This window comes from Flavisolibacter tropicus (genome assembly GCF_001644645.1).
GTDB lineage: Bacteria > Bacteroidota > Bacteroidia > Chitinophagales > Chitinophagaceae > Flavisolibacter > Flavisolibacter tropicus.
The window spans coordinates 3,091,262-3,116,407 of record NZ_CP011390.1 but is presented as its reverse complement, the minus strand read 5'-3'; the positions used below and the strand labels follow the sequence as shown (position 1 = coordinate 3,116,407).

20 protein-coding genes are annotated in these 25,146 nt (G+C 44.4%); 12 read left to right on the top strand and 8 right to left on the bottom strand.

Annotation, left to right across the window (positions count from 1 at the left end):
* Position 1: 1 nt before the first annotated feature.
* The gene (locus tag SY85_RS13205) at positions 2-3,259 is read right to left on the bottom strand and encodes an ATP-dependent helicase (protein ID WP_066405223.1); all 3,258 of its coding nucleotides are present in this window, start codon (positions 3,257-3,259) and stop codon (positions 2-4) included.
* 586 nt (positions 3,260-3,845) lie between these two features.
* On the opposite strand from SY85_RS13205, the gene SY85_RS13200 reads away from it, so the two are divergent.
* The gene (locus SY85_RS13200) at positions 3,846-4,241 is read left to right on the top strand and encodes an Hsp20/alpha crystallin family protein (RefSeq protein WP_066405221.1); all 396 of its coding nucleotides are present in this window, start codon (positions 3,846-3,848) and stop codon (positions 4,239-4,241) included.
* 222 nt (positions 4,242-4,463) lie between these two features.
* Here the strand turns inward: SY85_RS13200 and SY85_RS13195 are convergent, their stop codons facing one another.
* A complete protein-coding gene (locus tag SY85_RS13195; protein ID WP_066405219.1) occupies positions 4,464-4,946 on the bottom strand; it encodes a GyrI-like domain-containing protein in 483 nt (160 codons plus the stop codon).
* 284 nt (positions 4,947-5,230) lie between these two features.
* Positions 5,231-5,641 (bottom strand): DUF2000 family protein, encoded by a 411-nt coding sequence (locus SY85_RS13190; protein WP_066405217.1) that lies wholly within the window; start codon positions 5,639-5,641, stop codon positions 5,231-5,233.
* Positions 5,642-5,916: 275 nt separating this feature from the next.
* Here SY85_RS13190 and SY85_RS13185 point away from each other — a divergent pair, with 275 nt between their 5' ends.
* Together SY85_RS13185 and SY85_RS13180 are read left to right on the top strand one after the other, a co-directional pair.
* Positions 5,917-6,864: an energy transducer TonB gene (locus tag SY85_RS13185; RefSeq protein ID WP_066405215.1), complete on the top strand. Its 948-nt coding sequence runs from the start codon at positions 5,917-5,919 to the stop codon at positions 6,862-6,864.
* A gap of 75 nt (positions 6,865-6,939) precedes the next feature.
* Positions 6,940-7,851, top strand: coding sequence for a hypothetical protein (locus tag SY85_RS13180; RefSeq protein WP_066405213.1), 912 nt, complete (start codon positions 6,940-6,942; stop codon positions 7,849-7,851).
* 132 nt (positions 7,852-7,983) lie between these two features.
* On the opposite strand, the gene SY85_RS13175 is transcribed toward SY85_RS13180, so the two are convergent.
* The 3 genes from SY85_RS13175 to SY85_RS13165 form a co-directional block, all read right to left on the bottom strand.
* Complete coding sequence (locus SY85_RS13175; RefSeq protein ID WP_066405212.1) at positions 7,984-8,295, bottom strand: hypothetical protein; 312 nt, start codon at positions 8,293-8,295, stop codon at positions 7,984-7,986.
* A 430-nt stretch (positions 8,296-8,725) separates the two neighbouring features.
* Positions 8,726-8,959 (bottom strand): hypothetical protein, encoded by a 234-nt coding sequence (locus tag SY85_RS13170; protein ID WP_066405210.1) that lies wholly within the window; start codon positions 8,957-8,959, stop codon positions 8,726-8,728.
* Positions 8,959-10,476, bottom strand: a complete 1,518-nt coding sequence (locus tag SY85_RS13165; RefSeq protein ID WP_066405208.1) for a tetratricopeptide repeat protein — start codon at positions 10,474-10,476, stop codon at positions 8,959-8,961. Before SY85_RS13165 ends, SY85_RS13170 begins: the two co-directional genes overlap by 1 nt.
* A gap of 926 nt (positions 10,477-11,402) precedes the next feature.
* Here SY85_RS13165 and SY85_RS13155 point away from each other — a divergent pair.
* The 5 genes from SY85_RS13155 to SY85_RS25650 all read left to right on the top strand — a co-directional run bounded on the left by SY85_RS13155 (position 11,403) and on the right by SY85_RS25650 (position 15,062).
* Complete coding sequence (locus SY85_RS13155) at positions 11,403-11,981, top strand: hypothetical protein (protein WP_066405204.1); 579 nt, start codon at positions 11,403-11,405, stop codon at positions 11,979-11,981.
* Positions 11,982-12,210: 229 nt separating this feature from the next.
* On the top strand, positions 12,211-13,380 hold the full coding sequence (locus tag SY85_RS13150; RefSeq protein WP_082886423.1) for a tyrosine-type recombinase/integrase: 1,170 nt from the start codon (positions 12,211-12,213) through the stop codon (positions 13,378-13,380).
* 207 nt (positions 13,381-13,587) lie between these two features.
* Positions 13,588-14,310 carry an EF-Tu C-terminal domain-related protein gene (locus tag SY85_RS13145; RefSeq protein WP_066405200.1) on the top strand — a complete coding sequence of 241 codons (723 nt, stop codon included), beginning with the start codon at positions 13,588-13,590 and terminating at the stop codon, positions 14,308-14,310.
* A 215-nt stretch (positions 14,311-14,525) separates the two neighbouring features.
* Positions 14,526-14,795, top strand: coding sequence for a hypothetical protein (locus SY85_RS13140; protein ID WP_066405197.1), 270 nt, complete (start codon positions 14,526-14,528; stop codon positions 14,793-14,795).
* Positions 14,796-14,891: 96 nt separating this feature from the next.
* Positions 14,892-15,062, top strand: coding sequence for a hypothetical protein (locus SY85_RS25650; RefSeq protein ID WP_158512969.1), 171 nt, complete (start codon positions 14,892-14,894; stop codon positions 15,060-15,062).
* Positions 15,063-15,379: 317 nt separating this feature from the next.
* Here the strand turns inward: SY85_RS25650 and SY85_RS13130 are convergent, their stop codons facing one another.
* Positions 15,380-16,909, bottom strand: coding sequence for an IS1182 family transposase (locus tag SY85_RS13130; protein WP_066402099.1), 1,530 nt, complete (start codon positions 16,907-16,909; stop codon positions 15,380-15,382).
* A gap of 186 nt (positions 16,910-17,095) precedes the next feature.
* On the opposite strand from SY85_RS13130, the gene SY85_RS13125 reads away from it, so the two are divergent.
* The 3 genes from SY85_RS13125 (at position 17,096) to SY85_RS13115 (ending at position 20,371) form a co-directional block, all read left to right on the top strand.
* Positions 17,096-17,923, top strand: coding sequence for a hypothetical protein (locus SY85_RS13125; protein ID WP_066405195.1), 828 nt, complete (start codon positions 17,096-17,098; stop codon positions 17,921-17,923).
* A 169-nt stretch (positions 17,924-18,092) separates the two neighbouring features.
* A complete protein-coding gene (locus SY85_RS13120; RefSeq protein ID WP_066405193.1) occupies positions 18,093-19,436 on the top strand; it encodes a serine hydrolase domain-containing protein in 1,344 nt (447 codons plus the stop codon).
* Positions 19,437-19,552: 116 nt separating this feature from the next.
* Complete coding sequence (locus SY85_RS13115; RefSeq protein WP_148661184.1) at positions 19,553-20,371, top strand: hypothetical protein; 819 nt, start codon at positions 19,553-19,555, stop codon at positions 20,369-20,371.
* A gap of 639 nt (positions 20,372-21,010) precedes the next feature.
* Here SY85_RS13115 and SY85_RS13110 read toward each other — a convergent pair.
* On the bottom strand, positions 21,011-21,661 hold the full coding sequence (locus SY85_RS13110; RefSeq protein WP_066405189.1) for an adenylate/guanylate cyclase domain-containing protein: 651 nt from the start codon (positions 21,659-21,661) through the stop codon (positions 21,011-21,013).
* 258 nt (positions 21,662-21,919) lie between these two features.
* Here SY85_RS13110 and SY85_RS13105 point away from each other — a divergent pair, with 258 nt between their 5' ends.
* A complete protein-coding gene (locus SY85_RS13105; protein ID WP_066405187.1) occupies positions 21,920-25,138 on the top strand; it encodes a gliding motility-associated C-terminal domain-containing protein in 3,219 nt (1,072 codons plus the stop codon).
* Positions 25,139-25,146: the final 8 nt, after the last annotated feature.

Below are 25,146 nucleotides of genomic sequence, written 5' to 3'. Positions count from 1 at the left end.
TCTACACAATGCGTAGCAGATTCCGCTGATTCTCCGGTTCTTCCTCCTGCAGTTCATGCAAGGCCACGGCCAGCTTATTGGTCTTTACAAACTTACACCAGTGACAGTCTTCCTTACCGCAGCCGGTATAGAAGTCCTTGCTCTGGATCTTATTATGTACCCGCTTGATCTGCTCTTTTACATCGGCTTCATCTTGTGGATTGATGATCACTTTCTCCAGTGTGTATTCTTTCTTCTTAGTAGGTTCTATAAAGTCGAACGCTACGCCGGTCACTACCCAGTCGGTGTTGGTCATATTGTCCAGCATTAGTTTATAGAACACTGCCTGGCGCCAGTAGTCACCGCCATCCGGTACCTTAGGGTTGGGGCGGGCAAACTTTTCTTTATTCTTTTCAGGGTCACCGGTTTTGTAATCGATTACAGTGGCTTCCTTACCGTTGAACTCAATCTTATCCAGCTTTCCTTTCAGTGGTATGCCATCTACGATGCTCCTAAAGCGGCGCTCAATAGAAACGATCTTATTGGCCAGTGGTAGCTTCTGCTCATAATAGGCTGTAAGGATCTCAGTGCCATATTCTAAGCGACGCGCATACTGTTCTTTGGTAAAGAAGGCGCGGTGACGGCGCATGTACCAAACAAAGTCGCCAATGAAATGATCCAGCGAAGGGAAGGTGTTCTTGCCACCTGTCTGCATTTTTCGGAACAGTTCTTCTAATGCGTGGTGAATGGCTGAACCAAACTCTGCTGCCTCATTACGTGGTGAAGGAATGCGCACGATCTGGCGGAAGTAAAACTCCAGCGGACACTTTAAATACGAGTTGAGTGCCGATACGTTCATTACAAAATTGTGAACGGTACGGTCGGCCAGCTCGTCGGAGATCTTATCCATTTCTGGAGCAATGCGGCCCTTGAGTTGCAGGGCGCTGAACTCGGCTACCACAGTGGCATCCAGTGTGTGTTTGGTCTGCGGCAGTGTATGGTGTTCTGCTATTTCTGCTATAAATACAGAAGGCTCTAAGGGCTTGCCTTCGTTCGTGTAATTGCAATAAGTAATATACAAGTGCTTACGGGCACGGGTAAGCGCTACATAGAACAGGCGGCGTAGTTCCTCGGTCACGTTCTCCTGTGCATTACTAAGGAAAAGTGTATCGGGGAATGAGAAGCCGCTGTTAGGTTTACGTTTCTTTTCCCAGCTAGAAGAAGTACAACCTACAAAGAATACATATTCAAATTCCAGTCCTTTAGAGCCGTGAGCTGTCATTAGGTTTACACCACGCTCATTACCTGCCACCTGTACCAGTGGTAATACCAGTCCCTCGCGGCGCATCAGATCCAGGCGATCTAAGAAGGCTTGCAGGTTCAGGGTAGGGTAGCGGCGTGTTTCTTCTTTCACGTGGTTGTAAAAACCCGTGATCAGTTGCAGCAGCCAGTTCTTATCGGGGTGGTTCATGATGTGCGACAGGAAGCCACCTTCGCGGATCACTTTTTCCAACAAGCCTTGCAGTGTTTCATTGGATACGGCACCAATCAATTTTTCTATAGAAGTAACAGCTTCGCATAAACGCTTATCTACGCCCGTGTCAAAAAGATCAGTAGGTGGCTTACCCACCTGGTCGCATACCCATTGGCGGATAGAAGTGCGCGGTGTGCTGGCTTCCTCTTTTTTACCCTTCTTGTCTTCCTTTTCGTTTTCCCGGTTGCTGGCGTAATTCAGGTCGGATACTTTTACAGAGGCCTTGGCAATCTCCACTGGCTTAATACCAAACCACTCGTAGTGCAGGATCTCAAAAAGCATCGCGTCACCACTATACGGAATATCATGCTCAGCAGCTATGTATTCCAGCACCGTCAGCAATTGTTGAATCAGTGGCTGGTCCAGTATGTTTAAGCTACGCTTGGTATAAAACGGCACTTCTTTCAGGCGCAGGTAGTCGGCCAGTTCATCGCCATATTTGTTCTCGCGGTAAATGATACCGATCTCACTGCCTTTTACACCTTGCTTTAATAGATCTTCCAGGCGTTGCACCACACCAATCATCTCATCACGCTGCGTTTCATATTCTAATACTTCGGGATGGTTAATAGACGACAGTTGACTGTTGGCAGATGACAGCTGTGTGAGTTCGGGATTGCTGGCGATTAAGTCCTTGCTCAGGCCCTCAATCTGTTTTACCAGTCGCTCATTGTTCCGGTCAATGAGGCTTTTGGAAACATCCAGTATTGGTTGTGTGGAGCGGTAGTTGTTGGTGAGTACCACGGTCATCAGGTCCTGCTTGAAACCATCGGCAAAGGCCAGCATGTTCTCTACGTTGGCCCCCTGGAAGCGGTAGATACTCTGGTCGTCATCACCCACCACAAACACGTTGGGCTTGTCCCAGAAGTTGATCAGCAGTTGCACGATCTTGTTTTGCGAACCACTGGTATCCTGGTATTCATCTACCAGTATGTATTGAAACTGTTCCTGGTACTGGCGCAGCAGGTTCTCGTTCTGCTCAAAGCGCTCAATTACCCAGTTGATCATATCGTCAAAGTCGTAGCGGTTGCGCTCGCGCATTTTTTGCTGGAAGCGGTTGAACTCGTTGCAAGCCGCCCGCAGTTTTTCCATGCGCTCTTTTTGCTCCTCGATCTTATCCCAACGCACATCGCCTTTCTTGAACTCCTTGGTGGCACGCTTACAGATGTATTCATCGCGGTTGGGCAGGTCGTTCAGGTATTCATCGATCTTCTGGCAGATGTAATCCGACTTCCAGCCTTCGCGCTTCATCAGGCTAAAGAGACTTTGCAGGTTGGCCATCTCAAAGTACACATCACCGCGATAGCGCTTCAGCGGGTGGTCTTTGGGGAAGCCATCAATCAACTCTTTTAGTAGCTCAATGCGCTCAAGATCAGAGATAGGGTCCAGCGCGGTCTTTTCAAACATGGACAGGTTGTCCTGTATCACCTCATTACAAAACGCGTGGAAGGTATGGATGTGCACACGATAGGCATCCGGGCCAATGAACTGTACCAGTCGCTTACGCATGGCCACTACGCCAGCGTCAGTATAGGTTAAACAAAGTATGTTAGACGGTTCCACCTGGGCATCACTTAACAGGATCTTACCAATACGGGCACTCAGTATCTGCGTTTTGCCCGTTCCCGGGCCGGCAATCACCATCACAGGGCCTTCTATCTGGTCGACGGCTTTGCGTTGCGCGTCGTTCAAGCGATCATAAGCGGATTGAAATTGGTCTAGGAGTTTATCACGGAGCAGCGCCATGGCTCAAAGGTAATGGGCAAATACTATAATATTTAGTAATGTGGAAAAGAGGGTAGTTGCGCACAGCGGAAAGGAGGGAGGGAAGAGAAGCTGCACGCTTTACGCTACACGCTGCACGCCAAACAGCCACTACCTCACCCGTACCTTGACCCGTATATCGCTACCCGCTCACCATTAAAAAACGATAGAAAATAGTATAGAAAAGAATAATAAGAACGGCAGAAAATGCCTTAAAAGAGAAGACCCTAAAGATACAAAACCAGCCTCTGTAGAGCAAGTCCTTTCTTTCCTTGTACCTTGAATATTGAAAATTGAGCATTGAACATTTCCTCTCTCATTACTCCTTATTCATCACTCATTATTCATCATTCCTTATTCAATATTCTCCTCCTTTCCTCCTTCGCTCTGTGCGAAACCTTTCTTCCGCGCCCCGGCGCGCTCCGCGTGCAGCGTGCAGCTTGCGGCTTGTAGCTAAAATGGCAGTTAGTGTTCAGCTTAACGCTGTCAGAATGCGTGTCAGGGCCAGATTGGCGCGGTTGTTCGCTTAGTGAGTTTGTTCACTATTTCTTCATTTAAAGACAAAAACATGAGCTATCAATCATGTGCCGCAAAAGGCGTACGTTACGGAAACAGTGAGCGCCCACTGTTTAACCGTTTTATGCAACGGGCTGCTGTAAACATTCATCAGACCGATACCAGCTACGAAATGCTGGTGTTTGCTCCCGGGCGCATTCGCGAACATTTTAAGATCAACGTAGAAGGCAACGAGCTGCAGATCTCGTACACACCACCCGAAGGGTTCCCAAGACCCAACTGGGTACTGCGCGAGTACAGCCGCGGTGGCTTTCTACGCGTATTCCAATTGTCCGAACAGGTAGATGCTACCAACATCACAGCCCGCTATGAAGATGGGGTGTTGTATGTAAGTCTGCCACTGATAGCAGGTAAAGAAATTACCCGGAAGGAAGTGGTGGTAGGGTAGGGGGAGGGCTGCAAGCTGTGTGAAAGAAAGCTGCACGCTTCACGCTGCAAGCTACAAGCAAAAACAGCCGTCCATTGCTAAATCAAACAGGCGAACACAATTGTGGTCGCCTGTTTGATTTTAAAATAGTTAAGAATAGTTTGTCTTCTATGCCTGTAGTGCCATCTCATTCACCACTCACGCTATTGCTTGCAGCGTAAAGCGTGTGGCGTGCAGCTTCTCTCACTTCTCCCTCACCGGCACCCAGATCTCTTCTTCCGCATTAGGGTCATCAGGACGGTAGGCGGGACTCATGATCTCAAAATGCGGACGGCTGTCTAGTTCATACTTCGACTGTGGCAACCAGGTGCCATAGATATATTGTGCTGTTTTTGCAAAGTCTTTCGCTAATCCTTTGTACAGGAATACGGCATAGGTGCCGGCAGGTATGGTCAGGGCTTCCATGTCTTCAGGAAGAATGCCAAAGGCTTTTACTTCTACTGCTGCCCATTTTTCAAACTCCGTGGCTGGTGTAAAGGTGTGAAAGGCAAGATCTGCATCATAGATCTCTACCGAATAGGTATTGGCGTTCAAACGGTTCTCTGGTTCTCTGCGGCGTGGCATAAACGTGCTGAACAACCGAAAAGTTGCTTGCTTATCCATTGAGGTGCGAATGCGTAGTCCTACTAATTTTCTATCGTCTATATGTTCAATCCGGGGCGTCATGTTCTGGAATAAACTGGCAAGGTAAGAAATAAGACGGAGAGAAGCTGCAAGCTACAAGCTGCACGCTGCAAGCGACCCCTCCCGGCCTACCCGAAGAGGAGGAGAGCTGACGCACAGCGCCAGAAGAACAAATGGTATTATAATAGGGAAGCACTCCACTTAAAGGAGTGCTTCCCTATTGATTCTTCCTTCAGTAAATAGCTGTTGATATTTAGTTATTGGCCACTATTGAATGGGCTGTTCTGCTTGTAGCTTGAAGCTTGAGGCGTGCAGCTCTTTTTCTCTCACGGGTGAAACTTCAAACCATCTAACGCCTTGTCTACTTTCTTGTTCTCACCATAAATTACAATACCTACGAGTGGCATGTCATCATCAGTATGTTTAGCAATCTCTACATGATTGCCCGCTTCATTCTTGGTGCTGAAGAGCGGTTCGGTGTAAATACCAATATGCAGGTCGCGTTCCTTGGCGCGTGTGAAGGCGCGTTTGATCTGTTCTTCTGTATCGGCTTTATAGATGAGCATTGGGTGTTTGATAAAGGGCAGGTAGGTAGTGCCGGATGCATTCACAAAGGGCTGGCCATGGGTGTCGGGAAACTGTATAGCCACAGCGCTGGCCAGGAAGGCTGTTACATTAAGCTTTTGCCAATCCATCAGGTCGCCTTTAATAACAAGGGCAATCTTTTTATCGTACATGCGTGGGTGTTTTGTGCAAAACTAGAAGAAAAGCTACACGCTGCAAGCTGCACGCTGCACGCTGCAAGCCGTGAAACGCCAAACGAGAATTGGGTTGATAGGTTGACAAGTTGATAAGGCGAGAAACAATCTATCACTAGCATTTAAGAATATTCTTCCTTGTTAACCTATCAACCTTTCAACTTGTCAACACACTCCTTCTCCCTCGCAGCTCATAGCTTGCACCCTAGATTTTAATCCCTAGAAAGCCTTACTTTACAGCCCAATTAGCTGCTATGAAGACAACCCTGTTGATAACCTGTTTTTTACTTTCTCTCATTGCCTTACAGGCACAGAAGCGTGAAGAGGGCTATGATTTTAAATTCCAACCCACTACCAACGAACCGCGTTATCATGTTGTTACTGAAAAGAAAGACACACTCTGGCACCGCCAGGCGTGGTACATGCCGGAACAAAAGTTGGCAATGGAAGCCTGGTATAAAGATTCGCTGGCAAAGATGCTCCATGGTAGAGAAGACTGGTATTATATCAATGGGAGATTAAAGACCAGCGGTAGCTATTTCAATGGTAAAAAAGAGGGCGCTTTTTTAGAGTATAACAAAGAGGGCCGTTTAACAGGTTCTACATTTTATGTAAATGGCTGGCGTAAAGGTTTGAGCTTAAGTTATGGTGATAAAGGTCATATAGACACTATACTTTTTGATGGTGCTGGCAATGGTGTAATGACAAGAAGAAACAAAGATGGCAATGTGTCTGCTACCGGTAGCTGGATCGCTGATACGCTTAGGCATGGGCGCTGGTTTCATTATTATGCTGATGGTAAAGTGGAGTCAATCGAAGAATTTGTAAACGGTGAGCGGATAGATTGTATGTGTTATAATGAGGATGGCCAGCAGTTGGATAGTGCCACCTGTGTTGAACAAGAAGCTACTTTCCTGGGAGGAGAAAGAGCGTGGCGGCAATTTCTGGCTGAAAACCTGCAGCCACTAGTGCCTGTCAGGAAAAAGGCGCCATTGGGTGTGTATACGGTTGCAATACAATTTTTGATTGAAAAAGATGGCAGTGTATCGCAGATCACACCACTTACAAAATTTGGGTATGGTATGGAAGAAGAAGTGATACGTGTATTGAAAAAAGCACCGCGGTGGACGCCAGCGCTACAAAATGGTAAGAAAGTAAAAGCCTATCGCCTGCAGCCTGTAACGTTCACGGTATCTATATAGTGAAGTCTGCTTTATGCAGCGAATATTCAATTTGGCGGCCTGCCGCTTCTTTTTAAAGATATTACTTACAGACTTATGAAAAATGTATTCGTCTTTTGTTTTGCATTGTTTGTTACTAATACAATGGTAGCCCAGAACCGGCTTACTGATACAACTGCAACCTGTGTTGCTTATTGGAAGAATAAAGAAAGCAAAGTATTCCTGGTAAAGAATATCAAAGACCAAAAGGTAGACAGTAGTACGCAGTCTCACCTGGAGTTCTCGTATGAAGCGCATATAACCGTTAAAGATTCTACCAAAGATGGATATACAGTAGAATGGAAAAATGAGAACTATACATCTGACGATCCCAGTATGAGCCAGGTGAATATGTTTTTTAAGAATCTGAAGTTTATTTATAAAACAGATAAAAACGGTGATTTTTCAGAGCTGGTGAATTGGGAAGAGGTGCGCGATTTTTACGTGAACCTAGGGGCTTTATCCATACCAAAGAACAATGATACGGCGCAAGCTGTCTGGGAAAAAACGAAAGCACTATTTCAAACACGTGAAGCTGTTGAAAATACATTGATCAAGGATGTGCAAATGTTTCATACTTTTTATGGTGGTGAATATCCCACCCGAAAGCAGTCTGCTGAAACCATCTTGCCCAATCCATTTGGTGGCCAACCTATTCCTGCATTGACTACTGTACAGGTAAGCCGGCTTCAAAAAAATAGTCCTACCTGCACTGTGCGTACCACACAGGAAATAGATCAGGGAAAAGCAGGAATATTTATAGCCGATCTGCTCAAAGCTTTAGGAATGCCTGAAGCAAAAACACGTGAAGAACTGGAGGAGGCGTTCAAATACTTTAGTTTGCGTGACGAAGCAGAAATAGAACTGCAGGTAAAAACGGGCTGGCCGGTTTCGCTCCGTTTTAAAAGAGTCGCTAAGATGATGTCGACTCTTCAAACAGACACGTATTCATTTACGATCAAACAATAGGTGCTTAAGGCTGCACGCTACACGCTTCACGCTACACGCATTGAGGCTGGCTGACCAATGTGTAGCCTTTCACATTTCACGATGGGCTGTTCTGCTTGCAGCTTGCAGCGTATAGCGTGCAGCTTCTCCCCCTCACAGCCACCTCATAAACAAATACACCACCAGCGCAATAATAAGCACCACCATAAAGACCAACAGGTTTTGGTAGCGCTGCTCGCGGTACTGAGCGGCACGGACTTCATCCAGGTAGTAGCGGTGACTTCTTGCTTTTACCAGTACCCCTTCACGTACCAGTTTATTGAATACAAAGGTTTGATGGATCTTATGAATGGCGGGGTCAATGGCGTGATCTGGAGTGGTAGCCCCAGAGTCTCTAAAGCGACGTAAAATACGGGTGGTTTGAGAGGCAACAGCTTTGGGCGATGCAGTAATAACGGCGGACATATGGTAAGGTTTGTCTTAAGTTACGAAAAAAGAAGCTAAGCGCAACCCCAGCCCCTAAAGGGGAGCGCCCACGCACGGGATTTGCCCGCAGATAACGCAGATAGATGCGGAAGAAGAGCAGCGAATAAAAAGTATAATCAGGTATCTATTACCTCTTTGATTATTGAGCGTTGGGTATTGATTATTGAACATTCTCTCCCTTCCTGCTTCATTCCTTCTTTCTTGTTCAATATTTCCTTTCTTCATTAGCTAACCTTCACATCAGCTAATCAGCTAATTTTCCTCCTAATCCCTAAATCTTCCCAAATCCCGGTTCAGACAAAAAAGCCCCGGCAAACAGCCGGGGCAGACAGGCGGGCGCACTTACTTTTGTTTCAACTTGGCCAGTGCTTTTCCCCATTCCGTTCCTTGGGGTTCAGTTCAAGTAATTTCACATAACTCTTGATTGCCAGGTCTTTTGGCTGGCTACTGTATAAGCTTGCTCCAAGCTATCGTATGGATTCCAGGCTGTAGGATTTTGTGTCACGTTCAGCTGAAAGACCTCTGTGTCTTCGCTCACCTGTTTTTCGTTCAGTAATTTGTAGCCGATAGCATCCAGGTCATTGTTCATGGCCTGGATGCTATTGGCGGTAAAACGTTCAATGGCCACCGTTAGGCTGCTCATTATTTACCCATGGTGTTTTTCTTTACTTCTGTACGTACCAGCGCATTACCGATATCATTAAAGTTGTAGTTGGCCAGTTCCTTGTACAGCATCTTTGCTTTATCTTTTTGACCGGCTTTTTCATAAGCCTTGGCCCTCCAGTACTTGGCATACGTATCTGTAGGGTTAGTTTGATCAAATTCTGTAACAGCCTGTTTGTATTCTTTCTTATGGAAAGCAATTTGTCCTAGCAGGCTGTGGTAATTATCCAGTTTGTGCGGGTTGCTAATAGGGTCTACTGTCTTTTTGATTTCTTCTGCATTTGCTTTTGCCTTGTCGTAGTTGCCGTTCAATACGTCAGCCAGTCCTCTCCAGTATAGCATTTCAGCTTGCTGATATCTACTCATTTCATCGGTGCCTACTTTTTGTGCCAGTTCTTTGTACACAGGTTCCCATTGGTCTACTACGGCATTCAGGCTCTTGGCATCCATATTATGGAAAGCCATATAAGCAGCCGATTGCAGTAAGCCAAATTGCAGGTCGGTCTTACCCTTGGTAGTAGAACTTCCGAGTTTGGTAGCTTCATCCTGCAACATTTTTATAGCCTGTGGTAGCTGACCCTGGTAGGCGTACGTGTAGGCTATGTAAGGCATGGCCGACATCGGGGCTTCCTCATCATATTCGTTGGCCAGTTTATAATCTTTGCGGGCTTCATCATACTTGCCGGCAAAGTTGTTCACGTGTCCTCTTTTAATATACGCTGTAGGCATTTTGGGATCTAGCTGTATGGCTTTTGAATAACAGGCAGCTGCTTTGTCCCACTGGCTTTGCGCACGATACACATCACCCAGTAAGATGTTGGGCGATGCGCTGGTGGGAGCCAGGCTTACAGCATGCTGGGCATGGGTTTCTGCCTGCTTCAGGTCTTTAGGATCGCGGTTCAGGTAAGACTGTGCTATGTCGTAATGGCCAGATATCCAACTAGGAGAAAGCTCAATGGCCTTCATATAGGCAGTTCTGGCTTTGTCTATCTCGTCGCGGTCGCTATAGGCATTGCCCAGTTCATGATAGGAGCGAGCTATGTTGGGAAACTTCGTTACCATTTCTTGTGCGGTAGCCATGCGTTTGGCCACATCGTCGGTAAGGCGGGTTTCCAGTAAAGTATAGAATAGTTTGTCCCAGTCGCCGGCAGTAGCCAAGTGTTCTTTGGCCTGCTGCAGGGCGGTGGCATAACCCTCAAAGGTAGGTTGAGCCAGTGCCTTGTACATATAGGCTACCGCCAGGTTAGCGTCGCGGTCAATGGCGGTTTGTAAGAAGGTGCGGGCTTTTTTATCGTCTCCAATGTCCGACCAATGCAGGCCTTCGTTAAAGGCGGTTACGGCTTCATTGGAGGTGGAGTTTACCGTAAAGTCGTTGCTTTTAGCGGTGTTGCTGGAGGTAGATACCTGCTGGGTGACCGTCGTGTCCTGGTTATAGGCCGATAGTGATAATAGTGTAAAGAAGCTGGTGATGGAGAGGATGGTTAAAAGCTGCTTCATGGTTGAGGGGGTTTATTATGATGAAAAACGTGCTGTATGGATACAGGGTATAGGCCCGTAGGTATTATATAGACGATGCAATGGCTTGCATGGGATGGATGTGCTGTGCACAAAAAAGAATAAGATGTTGAAGCCAATGTTGGTTTTATTAAGTCATCTGGTCTGGGAAATTACCGGAGAGCTTACAGGGGGATGATGGAATTGATAAGTAAGGTACGATAAGTTTTGGTGCACTGCAAGCTGTGAGTTACGATAAAGGAGAAGAATATTGAACAAGGAACAAGGAATGATGGAGTGAGTAATGAGGAATGAATAAGGAGGAAATGTTCAATACTCAATGCCATGTTCAACAATCGGAAATGGCTGCACTCTGTAAAGCCTCTTGCTGTCATGCTGAACTTGTTTCAGCATCTGATGTCGTATAAAAGGGAGAATAAGTATCTTTAAACCTCTTCACTTTGAGAGCATTTTCAGCTCTAATTATTACGATTTTATTTTATGGTCGATGTATGCTAATAGGAGGTATATCGGAGGATGGAGGGAGGAGTAGTGAATGTAGAAGGCAGGTAGAGGGCTTTATCTGTGCAGTTGGTACGGACTTACCTACAGAAGAGGTACAGAAGAGGTACAGACTAGGTACAAGAGACCCACAGACTAGGGAGGGGCTGGCTCGTGAATGGTCAGTGGTGAGTGGTGAGTGAAGAAAGCTGCAAGCTATATGCTTCAAGCTGCAAGCCGTGAAAGGTGCGCTTTACGCTGAATGGGGGACCGTAGATGGGCAGGATTTGATGATATTAGAAGTGGCCTACATGTGTATAACTAAAGAGGGTGAAAGGTTTTGACAGGGGCAATTAGCTGGGTAAATTTGCTAAAATAATTAGTAGTAAATCATCAACAAATTCATCCTTAAAAATCACCCGTACCCCATGGCAAAACAAGTAGGCCCCGTCTTCATTACCGGCACCATTGATGGCATCATCTTTTATAAGTTAGGGGACACGTATTACCTGCGTAGCAAAGGCGATTATAAAAGCGCTAAGAGGATGCGCAAGGATCCCAACCTCAAGCGCACGATGGCCAATGCCGACCGGTTTGGGGTGGCCGCCAAAATGGTAAAGCGGGTGTACTACCGCCAGCTGCCAGGGACCGTGCGCAAACCCGGCTTGTTTGCCAGGCTAACTGGCATGGTCAATAAGTGGTTGTACCAGGGCAAGACCAAGGAAGAGGCCCAGGAACTATTGTTGGCGCATTGCCAGAAATTAGCTGCCAGACAAACGACAATAGATGTCATACCATCTGTAAGTGCCACAACGCCAGTGTCGCCACCGCCGCCAACACCAGCACCTACAATAAGAGAAACAAAACCAACGGTAGCAATACCAGCACCTCGTGTTAAGCAGGCCCGCTACCTATCTAAATGGAAGGTGAAACGCAATGGGCGGTTGCATATACCCGTTACTACTGTAGGCAAGTTGAGTGCTGAACTCGAGTTATTAAAGGAATAATTTTTTGCTATAGCTAAGCTTCATTACGGGCATTTGTGATGTGCCATGAGGTGCTGCAATGTTTTCTGGGCAAGCCTATCGTTTGAAGGAAATACAAGGTTTCATTGAAGACACATGGCTATGCGAAGAAGACATGCCCGGATGCTGACATTTGTCTGAGTAGGTATCGATCAGTAGCATTAGTAACACTGAAGAGTGAATAGAATCTTAAATATAAATTCTTTTTTCTATGCTGCCCGTTATTACTTTAAAGCCCCTGCACTATAGAGGGCAAGAATCCTTTGCTCTTTGTTATTCCGAGAATAAAGAACTGGAAAATCTTGTAAGACGGCTCAAAACCATCAAATGGTGTGTTGCCAAATCCTGCTGGTACCTGCCACTAACGAAGGAAAATTACAACAGCCTGGCCGTTGCTATAAAAAACAAAGCGACCTTGGAAAGTAAAGCGTTAAAAACGTATCTGGAGCAGCGCAAGGCCGTTACCACTGAATTAAAACCCTCTGCTAAACCCCTTGCCGTACAAAAGGCGGCCGTTTTGATTCAGCATTCCTTAAGTGGGGTGAACCTCAAAGCCTATGAAGCGTTTAAGAACCTCTTACACTTAAAAGCTTACAGCCCCAATACCATCAAAACCTATTGCAACGAGTTTCATTGCCTACTACGCCTTTTAGGGGAAGTCGATGTGTCTACCTTAACCAAAGGTCATATCCAGTCTTATCTTTTGTGGTTGCTTAAAAAGAAGGGGTATTCGGAAGCCCACCTGCATACTTCTATTAATGCCATTAAGTTTTATTTTGAAAAGGTAGAAGGCCGAAGTAAAGAATTTTATGATCTGCCTCGCCCCAAACGTCCTCTGATCCTTCCAGAGATCTTGGCCGAGGAAGAAGTGCTAAAGCTCATACAACGAACCCACAATTTAAAACACCAATGCCTACTGATGGCGGCGTATGCGGCCGGTCTTCGGGTGAGTGAATTGGTAAACCTCAAAGTAAAAGACATTGACTCCAAACGCATGCTCATTTACTTGCGTGCAGCGAAGGGTAAAAAAGATCGGATAGTGCCCTTGTCCAAAAAGCTGCTGGACACACTGCGGCTGTATGTAAAGCAATACCAGCCCAAAGAATACCTCTTTGAAGGCGATGACGGTGGCCCCTATAGCACCCGTAGTGCTCAAAAGGTACTGCATGCGGCAAAAAAGCGGGCCGGAATTCAGAAGGGCGGGAGTATTCATTCGCTCAGGCATACCTATGCTACTCACCTCTTAGAAGCGGGCACAGATATACGTTACATACAGGCATTTTTAGGCCATAACTCTTTAAAGACCACCATGCGCTATACTCATGTTATGCAGCCTAAAATTGAAGCCATTCAAAGCCCGTTGGATCGGCTAAAATGGTAGCGCGACAGGTGCGCTTTTTGAGTTGCCTGTTTAACATAATACAGTGCGTATCTTTGTTGCCGGAGGGCAGAAAATAAGCAGGAAACTGGCTTCTGGCAACAAGGGAGGCGCACCTGCAACTACTTGCATCTGTGCTGATTAGACTAAAATCTAATAAAGGTGATAAACTGAAAGTGGTTCGTATATTTGATAGTTGTGTGCAACTCTATGGCAGACCCTCAAACATTCAAGTTATCACGACCAGAACTTCAAGCTGACATTTACTACTTGACAGAACAAGAAGGCGGACGTAAAACACCCGTTGCAAGTGGTTACAGGGGACAGTTCTACTATAACGGAAAAGACTTTGACGCAATGCAGCAATTTGTGGACAAAGCTTGGTGCCATCTTGGTGACACAGTCCAAGTTCTCTTGCAAACTGCAAGTCCTGAATTTCATACAGGACAACTATATGTCGGCAAAGAGTTTGAAATTAGAGAAGGTTCAAAAACTGTTGGTAAAGGGACTATAACTAAAATACTAAGACCCGACTTTAATTATTGGGAGCCAAAATCGTTTTTGGAGAAGCTAAGTCCCGGCATCAAACCTTATGATGGTGCTGACATGCAAGGTTACTGCATTGACTTTGACCACTACTTATCAGAGACAGAACTTTTCAGTGATATAGATTTCGAAGAAACAGGAGACAAACAATGTATGCTCTTGGTAAAATGCAAGCTTGTAAAGAGAGATATTCAACCCCGTTTAATTGCTGACACAGTAATTGAAAGTTGGAAAAAAAAACTTGCAACATCAAATCAGCTTTATAAGGTTGACTTACAGGTGAAGTCTGACATTCATTCTGATAAATTGCTGCTTGACAAATTCACTTTGACTTTTGCATCATGGCATACAATTTACTTGACAGGGCAGATTATAGTGACACAGTGAAGAGCAGCACACAACATTCGGCTTGCTGCTATGCTGGCTGACAATAGGCAGCATGAACTTTCGTTCGCTTATCAGCAGTAGTTCCAGCCGACATTATGCAATTGGGCAACAGAATATATTTTGTACATTGGTTTTCTAATCGGCTTCAGTTGCCAGGCTGACAATTATAAAATACCAGCACAGCAGCAAGCTCTGGTCGTTGTACGCAACAGCAAATGACACAATATTTTAAACGTTTTTGGGACGAGACAACTGGTGACCCTCTGACAGATTCATGGGGAACTTCTACCTATTATTTTGAGACAGACATAAATGGCGATGTTCTTAGGCAAATAGAAGTGTATTCTAACGGACGGAAACTAAAATATGACTCCGTCCATATTGAAGACGAGTATGGAGGCCTTTCACAAGCAGCTTTGGACTTAGATGGATTTAGTGAGTTCAAGATTGACCAACAAGAATTTGAAGAAGCTTGGAGCGCATAATTAGCAGCGTACAACATTAATATTGCCGCAATGGTGGCAACATAACAGCAACCATCTACAGAATATCTAAACAACACAATATCTTTAACTTAACTGATGGAACACGAACGGCCACCACTGGCAGCAATACCAGTTCCGTTAGCGGCAAGCATCTCAAAGTTCACTTATAGCAAGTTTGATGGGAGCAAAAAGAAAAAGTCACTACTTACAGATTTGGATAGCCTGTTTGATTATCCTTACTTCAGGAGTTATCATTGGCTGCAATAAAAAGACCGATAAAAAGAAAGCACTGTCAGAAGCCATCTCGCAAATTGAAAACTACAAAGCAAAGCATGGTTTATATCCATTAACCTTAGATAGTATCAGTGTTAGGGTCGACAATGATGTCTACTACTCTGTAGATTCAATGAGGCAAGCTTTCAATTTGGCATATACTGAAGGTGTAATGAATGTTAATACAGTTTCTTATAATAGTAGTACGGGAAAATGGGAGAAAAGATTTAACTACTGAAGCCATGCCGCTAACAAGAGTGGCTGTTGCACAACTCGGAACTAAAACAGTATTTGTATGTGGTTTTTTGATTTTAGCAAGCGTAGCTTAAGCTGGTTTGTATTTGCTCTCCTCTTCGGCTGTAGAGAACCGGTAGCCAGTACAGCATAACCAGTAGCTGGCCAAGCGTTTTTTCGCCTTTGCCTTCGGCTTCCCCCATCCATTTTAGGAGTCTTTTCAAATTATAACACACGGCGGCCATCAGCAAACACTTGTTGGCCAGCTGGATGCCTCTTGTGTTCACTCGTCGCATCCCTAAAAAGTTCACCAGGGTACCAATCACCGGTTCGACGGTGGCTTGCCTAAGCCGTTTCATACGTTTGGCTTTGCGGGTTTGTAGCCGGAGATGCATCTCATCATAGAGGGGTTTGTCTACAGTGTCTTCAATCTTTTTAAAATCACTTTTACCAATACAGGTTTTTCTCAAAGGGCAGTTCCTGCAATCCAAAGAACTGCTTCTGTAGACCCGCATCTGGTACGTGCCATCATGAGAGTCCTTGATGCGTTTAAAAGGAAGCCTTACTCCCCGGGAGCATTGGTAATAATCCCCGCCGGCAAAATAGCGGAAGCCTTCCCGGGTGGGTTTATATTGCCCAAAGTTGGGGATATAGCCGGTGACACGGTACTGCTTCAGTGCTTTTAGGGCCTCCGAAGAGGAGTAGCCCGCATCGCAGAGTACTTCTTTTACTTTTAAGCCTACCGCCTTTACATTGTCAATGGTATGCCGGAGTAATGAGGGCAAACACTGCGAGTCTTTTTTACTGGCATAGTCGGCCTGTATACAAGTAATAACGTGATGGGCGGTATCGACACTGAGTTGCCCCAAATAGTTTAACTGGCGGGGCTTGCCGGGTTTGACGGCCACACGGGCATCCCCATCGGTAGTGCTGTAGTGGGTGTGGTTGGAGACAAAGCGAGCCCGCCATCCACCACTGGGCCGCCCTTTGTAGGCCTTCCGCTTCCAGCCGTGATGCCACTGCACTTGCTGGTGTTTGAAGACGGAGACGGTTTGCTTTTCTGTTTGCTCTTCGTCCTCTGCATCTTCACCGAGTTCACCTGCATAGGCTTCCCCGTCCTGCACAATTTCTTTTTCTTTTAAGGAGTCCATCGACGCATTGGCTTTGACATGCACCGAGTCCAGGGCCTGGCGTTTGCCCTTCACCATGCCTTGTTGCACACACTGGCGTAAGACCCGTTTGAAGAGTTCTTTAAAGACCTCTTCACCCAGAAGTTGACGCGTGCGGCTGATGGTAGAATGCCAGGGCAGCGGTTCGTCCAGGGAGTAACCGATAAAGTACAAAAGATCCAGGCGCAGGCTGACGGTCTGGATGATTCTTCGATCGCTTAAGAGGTTCTCGAGATAACCAATTAAAATGAGTTTGAAGAACACCACCGGGTCCAGCGATTTGTGGCCCTCACGGCCATAGTACTTTTGGGTGGCTTCATAGAGCCACTCCACATCCATGATTGCTTTTAAGCGGCGGTAGAAGTTGTCACGCGGCACCCGCTCCGAGAGGCGGAAGGAAGCAAGGCGCTTGTCTTGAAAAGGTTTCTTTCCTTGCATGGTTTAATTTACCACTTTTACAGTGGCTTTAGGAGGCTGAGTTGTGCAACAAGCACACAATATTGCTGCAACACAGGCGAAGTACTATCTTCAACTATAAATAATAATCAACAACTGAGAAAGGTTAAGCTCCCGTATCACAGACTACCTGTACTGCCAGCAATACCTTCTACGTTGTACGTAATTATGAAGACCCTACTGACTGCCATTTTCCTGCCGCTCATCTGCCTTACTGTTAACAGCTGTAGCGGCCAAGAAAACCACAAGCATATTGGTCTTAATGTTTATTATACCCTTATTGACTCTATAGAAAACCCGACGGCTAAAGCGTATAAAATAAGCGTGGAACATTATAACACCGATAGCAATCTTATCTACCAAGAAGTCTACGCCTCACCTGCTGAATATCCACAAGAAAAATGGGGGCTACTGCTTTCCACTACCCAGCTTTTCTATGAAGACAAACGGTTAGTCAAAGAAGAAACACAGGATAGAGGCGCTTTTCAGCAGACTCCTACTGAAAAGAGTGTTAGAACCTATAGCTATAACGGTGAAAGACTTCAGGAAACAGCCGTTAACGGCAATCCACATGAACGTTATGAATATAACCGTGAAGGTCGCTTAACTGTGCTTACGCTGCTTTATACAGGCCGCAAAGACTTTGAGCACTATAGCTATACCAAAGGGGGACAGAAGGACAGTGTCAGGCAGTATTTAAATAACCAACTCATCGCTATTAATACCTTTCGCTATGACCCAAGCCAACGCCTGATTGGACGTATTAACTTTAACCAGCATGGGGATACGGTATTTCATGAGGTGCTGGTGCGGGATGCTGACGGCAACATTACTGAACGCAAATGGAAAGGACAAGGCTCTCGTGGTGGTACAAATGCCTCCAACTACTTTTGGTATTGGGAAAAGTATTTTTATAACGATAAGGGGCAAAAGATAAAAATGGAATACTATGACCTTGGCAGATTGGCAGGCAGGTACGAGTACAGATGGGAATAACTACGTACAACACTCATATTTGTAAAATGGCTGGTTCAGCACTACCTTTCACCTACAAAACAACAAGCAACGGTATCGGTACAATGAAGCACCTGTAACTCCGACTACAGCCACTTCACAAATACCTGTTCCGTTAGCAGAAATTTTAAAATCCAAACAATATGCTTTTATGAGAAAACCTCTACTAACAATTCTTTCATATTTATTAATCAGTCTTTCCGTAAAGGCACAAAGTAACCACTCAAAAATTGATAGTTTACTTAACGCGTATGTTGCCATTCATAAATTTAATGGGTCAGCATTGGTCATAAAGGATGGAGAAAAAGTTTATGAAAAAAGCTTTGGTTATCAAAATGCAGCCATAAAAAGCCTGAATACTAAGAATAGTGTATTCCCAATTGGTTCATTAACTAAACCCTTTACTGCTTTACTAATTTTAAAACTTGCTGAAGAAAAAAAACTATCTGTAAACGATCCAGTTAACAAGTATATACCCGATTATCCAAAAGGAAATGAAATATTAATAAAACATCTGCTTACCCATACCGCCGGTATTTATGAGGCATTCAGAAAGTCAACATATCGGGAACAAGTAACCACCACTTATGCATTCCGTCCTGAGGAAAAGATGGCCTTTTTTAAAGATGAACCGCTCGACTTCGAGCCCGGCAGTAAGTTTAGTTATTCGAACTCGGGTTACGATTTGTTAGGGATCATTATTGAAAAAGTAACGGGGCTTTCCTATCAAACTGCTTTGAGCCAATATATTTTTAAGCCACTAAAAATGCAGAAGAGTGGTTTTAACTTTGGGGAACTAAAAGATAAAAACAAGGTAAGCGGTTACTCCTTTATCTCTCCTGCAAAACAATTAGAAATTAACTTCTGGAATCCAACGTTGACTTATGCATCCGGCGCTTTGTACAGTACAACAGGTGACCTCCTAAAATTTTATAAGGGCTTACGTGATTTTAAAATCATCTCTAAAGAAACATTCAATCAGGCTACAACCCCCTTTTTAGGTGGTTATGGATATGGCTGGTTTATCGATACGATACAGGGAGACAGGGTCATTGATCATGGCGGAAACGTGGCAGGTGCCACCAGCTATTTTTTAATGATGCCAGAGCATAAAATCTGCATCATACTTTTGAATAACATTACCTCAAACTCCTTGGAAAAAATAGGGAACTCCATGTATGCAGCTATGCAAAACAAACCATACAGTATCCCTCAGCCAAAAAAAGAAATTCAGTTAGAAGAGCCTAAACTCCTAAGCTATACCGGCATCTTTGAAGTATCTGAAAATTACAGAGTTGAAATTTCTACAGAAGCAGGTAAGTTATACATGAAAATTAACGATGAAGGCAAAATAAAAATGTCAGCTGAAAGGGAAGGTGTTTTTTTTACAAATGATGCAGACATTGATCTCGAATTTATTTTTAAAGACAATAAGATTGTGCAATTAAAGATCAAACAAGGGTTATCAACAAAACTTGCTGATAAAATAAGTTAGATACCAATCAAAAATTGCTGCCAACTACAACTTTGCAAAAGTTGGGCTGGCGAACTGAATTTAAACTGTCGATCATTAATCAGCTTTTGTGCAAGTGTTAGGCAGACGAACTAGAAATGTCCAACCTTCGCAAAGCTGATAAACGTTTGCGGCAATATTTTACGACCATCACTATGAAGGCAACTTGTATTGTAACAGCACTTTTAATCATAACTGCAATAACTGCACTTGGACAAAACAGCGAATTAAAGAAGGAACAAATACAATCAATTCAAAAGCTGGTTAATTCCTTTAAGGCAAATAACAAAACAAAAATCGTTGACGTAATTGACTATCCTCTAAGGAGGGAATATCCCCTGAAAGATGTAAAAGACAAAAATGACTTCTTACAACGTTTTGATGACATTTTCGACAGACAATTTATAGACCGTGTTGCGGAATCAAAAATAAGCGATTGGTCAGAAGTTGGCTGGCGAGGAATTATGTTAGACAATGGAACACTTTGGATTGACGATAATGGGAAAATCATGACCGTTAATTACCAATCGCCTAAGGAAAAGCAATTACTTGCTTATGCAATTCAGGCTGACAAAAACCAATTACCTAAATCCCTGCAAAACTTTGAAAAGCCGCTCTATTTGCTTTTTACGAAGAATTATAAAATAAGAATTGACGAAAAATCAGAAGGCATTTACAGATATGCGGCATGGAAAATCAAAAAACAAAAGAGTGAACCAGACATAATAATAGAAAATGGAGTTTTAGAATTTCAAGGCAGTGGTGGAAATCATACAATAACTTTCAAAAATGATGGTTACACCTACACCGTTTCTATCAATGAACTTGGAACTGTGGATACTCCTGACGCTACATTGGAAGTTTCAAAACAAGAGAAAATATTGTTAACAGAGGGCGGTAAAATAAAACGAAACTAATACCGCTGCTAACAGAATGTTTCTAAAACAGCGGCTTTACGGCAAACGCTCAACTCCATATCTTTATTCATCAGCAGAGCAAAGGTGAGGCTGAAGGAACACAGAATACCGCTGCTTCAGAAACACCTTCTCCGTCAGGGTGTGCAAAAAGGGGATCTTACAGTATTTCTTCTCTTAGGTTGCCTATAGCCGCTAGCTGCAGTGGTTTTTGTTTCCCTACGTGTTATGCGGGCTCAGGGTGTAAAAGTGGTTTTGTGGCCTCTTTCTCTTCACACAAGGGCCGGTTGCAGTTTGCGAAGCATGCGTTTTACTGACAGGATGTTCATCACCCGCTTTAAGTTGTAACACAGATAGGCCAGCCCCAAGTCGGCCGAGACCTACTCCAATCCTTTGGGCAGTGTATAATTATACCCACCAGCGTTTGATGGTACCAAAGGGATGCTCGACGATCTGCTGGCGTTTTAAGTAAAGGGCCTTGTGTTCTTTCACCCTCTGCTAGCCCAAGCCTGTAAACCCTATCCAAATTATAGTACGCTGCAGCGTCATCGCTGTTCTACTCTTATAAAATCATTTGTTTCTTGCCTTTAGTACCTCGCTCCAGCATACGCGGCCTTTTATTAAAGTACAGCCAGAATAATCCTACCTGTCAATGTTAGGGTTTACCGACTGGTATTTGTCAAAAATATCAAGGCAGGTTTGTGAGCAAAAGAACAGGTCCGCTTTTTCCGGATGTTGTATTGCTAGTGTTTTGTCCAGTATCAGCATTTTGCAAATGGGGTCAATGGCTAATAAATTGGTAGCTGCATTTACTATTTCTGCTACTTCTTTTTCTTCATTCACATTTTTGAAACGGTAGGCTCCTTTGGATTGAAATGTGCATATAGATTTGTCGTTCAGCGCCTCAATAAAATCCACTGAACACAAAAAAGAACCCGGGTTAGCTTCTGCTGCTATTCTTGCTGTAAGATTAATGGTAGAACCGAAATAGCTATTGTTTCTTTTTAAGACCGTTCCATAATGAAGGCCACCGTGAACCTGCAGAAAGTTATGTTCACTTGACGTGTTTTTCATGATCATTACGGCGGTAGTCAATAAATGATCTGCACACTCAGCAACAATCATTACTTCATCTCCGGTACGTTCTTTTAGCACGCTGCTACCAATAAGACAGTCTTCTACAATACTTACATACTTGTCTATAAGATCGGCTGCAGATGTAGCCCCATGCGCTTCTGTAAGAGCCGTATAACCTGATAGGTCAGCAATTAGGATCGCAATATTTTCTTCCATGTCCGTACCTCCGCTAGATAGGTGAGAACTAGATACTGTACAGAATATAAAGGTATAATTAAATTAACCGATTGGTGGCTTTGCACCAGCATAGGTACTGGCCAGCGAACTATAATGTAAAGAGTGTTTAAAAGCCTGGGCTGACAATGACGAATATTCAATGTCTTCGTTTCACTTTCTCGATTGGAGTTCCCTCTTTGGGTTATTTAGGATAAATGATAAACGATCTATATTTGTTGCCTACCATTAATACTGCTTGTGAAAGTTCGTTCCGCTGTATTTATTTGCTTTCGATTTCTTTATACGCTTGCTTTTTTATTTTCTGGACTTATAGCCTTTTCCCAGTCTACTCCTAACTGTGGTGTGAAAGCCAGCTTTGGCCCATTTTACGGCGATACGGTATTGCCGCAAAACTCCATTCTTTCGCTTACCAATACCAGTACCAATGCTACTTCCTCTCATTGGTTGATAAACGGGTTTTATGCCCTTAGTGGTGTTGATTGGAGCTATGTTGTAGGGACTGGTATTCAGAACATTTCCCTGGTGGCTACGAATGGCGCCTGCTCAGATACCAGTGAAACTCTGTACATTCTAAGCCCGGGTACGGCTCATTCGGTAGATACCGTTATGATAGCCAATTATGGCTTTGTGGATACGCATGAATCCGGTACAACAATAGACGATAGCCCGGATGGCGGCTTTATCATGGGGGGCTATGGGATCCAGTATAATCAAGAGCATCGCGGCCTGGTTGTAAAGATCACAGAGCAGGGCTGTATTGAATGGACGCGTCAGATTAAGAACTGGTCTAACGATGTGGATTATGTGTATGCCGCACCGGATACCACTTATTATGTGTCGATGCAGGGAAATTTAATCCGGCTCAACCGCAAAGGTGATGTGTTATGGAATAAAGGCTGGTCCCCGGAAAAAAATCCTTATAAGGTGTCAGTCCGGAAAATGGTTTCTGATAGTAAGGGATACCTGTATGCCCAGGCCGATGGTCCCGAAAACGGGTGTACCATTTTTAAAATGGATAAAGAGGGTACGATCTTATGGAAGAGATATTTGCGGTATGGTTATAGCCCCACCAACTATATGCGTACCAATGGTATGGTCATCATTAATGACATTCTTTATATTTCTGGTCACGCCTACACGACATTCCCTAACTTCTTCAGTTTTCTTTGCCAAGTAAATACGCAGACTGGGCAAACCCAGTGGCAGTATGGTTACCGGAATGCAGGTGATCTATTGTTCTTATCGGCATCTACCTATGATAACATGGTTATGGTATCCTCTAACCATTCGGGTAAGGCAGGTATCAACTTTATTGATGCGCAGGGTAATTTTAAAAAAGGCATCAAGGTAGAATTGCAATCAGGTTATGGTTCGGGCATGGTGCGGGCGGAAGCAGATAAGAATGGCAAGATTGTTATGTACCAGTTCTGGAAAGAGCCCCTTCCGCTACAGCCCTACTATTCCAATTATAGCTTTTTGATGAAGTTTGATACGTCGCTTACCAAGTATTGGGGCATGCAATACTCCAATTGGTACAGAGGATTCCTGAACGATATGGCGCTTAATAAAAATGGTGCGGTAGGTGCTGTTGGCGAAGATTTCGGCAAGGTGGCTGATGCCATCGTCAGCTCTCGCGATTTTAAGTTCATGAAGATCGACTCCATGCTACCCAAATTTGAGTGCGATTACCGTATGGATGCTTTTTCACTTTCCAACTATTCCGCACAACGATTTGATTTCAACTGGGCTACCGATTCTATCTGGAACCTGTTGCCCGTGGCTCCAACAAATATTGCCATTGACGAAATGTATTTCAGCAATCGATATACCTGCCCGGATTTTATTGACTCCTGTAGCCATTTGAAAATAAGTGGACCTAAAAGCGGTTGTAGTTTTAATGAAGTGTATACCTATACATTTCATAAGAATAAAAAATGTGCTTTAATCCCTTCCTGGCAATTGCCAGCGGGCGTACAACTGGTCAATCAAACAGATAGTACGGTTTCTTTACGCTTTCCAGATTTTGGCACTTATAAGATTGCCGCATTGATCAAAGGGTGTACGCCTGTTAAAGATTCGCTGACACTCACTATTAAATCAAAAACGGCGCCGTTAAACCTGGGTAGAGACACATCTCTTTGTCCTAATTCAACAATCCGGCTTTCTGCCAGCAACAAGTTTCTTTCCTACCGCTGGCAGAATAATTCTGCCGATTCCTTCTTCGTAGCGACAGATCCCGGGCTTTATTGGGTGGAAGTAATTGATTCCTGTGGCAATACCCTTCGGGATAGTATTTTGATCTCCGCCTATTCATTGAGTATTAATGCCGGGCCAGACCGTATAAAATGTAACAGTGATACCTTACACCTAAGGGCCCCCGATGGCTTTATTTCTTATAGCTGGAGCAATAACTACAACATTAGTTCCCTTGCCAGCCAACAGGTGGTGGTAAACCCAACAACGGATACAGCGTATTACCTAAAAGCCGAGAAGTTGCCCGGGTGTTTTGCGTATGATACGTTGCATATAAAAGTTTACTACTCTCCTGCCATAAACCTGGGTAATGATGTACAGTTTTGCATTGGAGATTCTGTAAGCTTTAATGCGGGAACCGGCTTTACCAACTACAATTGGAGTAATGGTGCCACCACGCAGCAGGTTACATTCAAACAAGCTGGTACCGTAACTATTAAAGCGGTTACGCAAGAAGGCTGTACGTCTGCCGATACAGTAACGATACGACCTTTATGGCCACTACCCGTTATTCGTATGGATCATAACCCTGAGCTCTGTATAGAAAGTTCCCGAACGCTGGATCCGGGCGCATTCCGAACCTACCTATGGCAGGATGGAAGTACTGGGCGCACCTTTGAAGTAAATGGGCTAGGTCGCTACTTTGTACTGGTAAGCGATGATCATCATTGCCGGGCCAGTGATACGGTTGCTATTACTACTTTACTTCCTGTTCCCTCAAGGTTTCTTCCGAATGATACCTTGATCTGTTCTTATGGTACGCTTACATTAAAGCCATTAAAGTCCTATAGCTCCTACCAGTGGAGTACTGGCAGCCTCTCCTCTTCTTTAAGCATTGATAAGCCTGGCCTTTATTGGCTACAGGTGCAGGACAATAAGAACTGTACCGGAAGGGATTCGACACTGGTTAATCCAAAAGAGTGCATGAAGGGTACTTATATTCCCAGTGCCTTTACCCCGAATAATGATGGCAATAACGATGTCTTTAAAGCCAAAGTCTTTGGTCCTTTAAAACGCTTTGAGCTGACGGTATATAACCGCTGGGGAACGGTGGTGTTTCATACGAAGGACCCAGAGAAAGGTTGGGATGGCCTGGTAAAAGGACAGCGACCTGATTCTGGTATCTTTATCTGGCAGTGCCGATACCAGCTGGAAAACGAACCCGAGAAAATGGAGAAGGGAACAGTTACGCTCATACGCTAAAGAAAAAA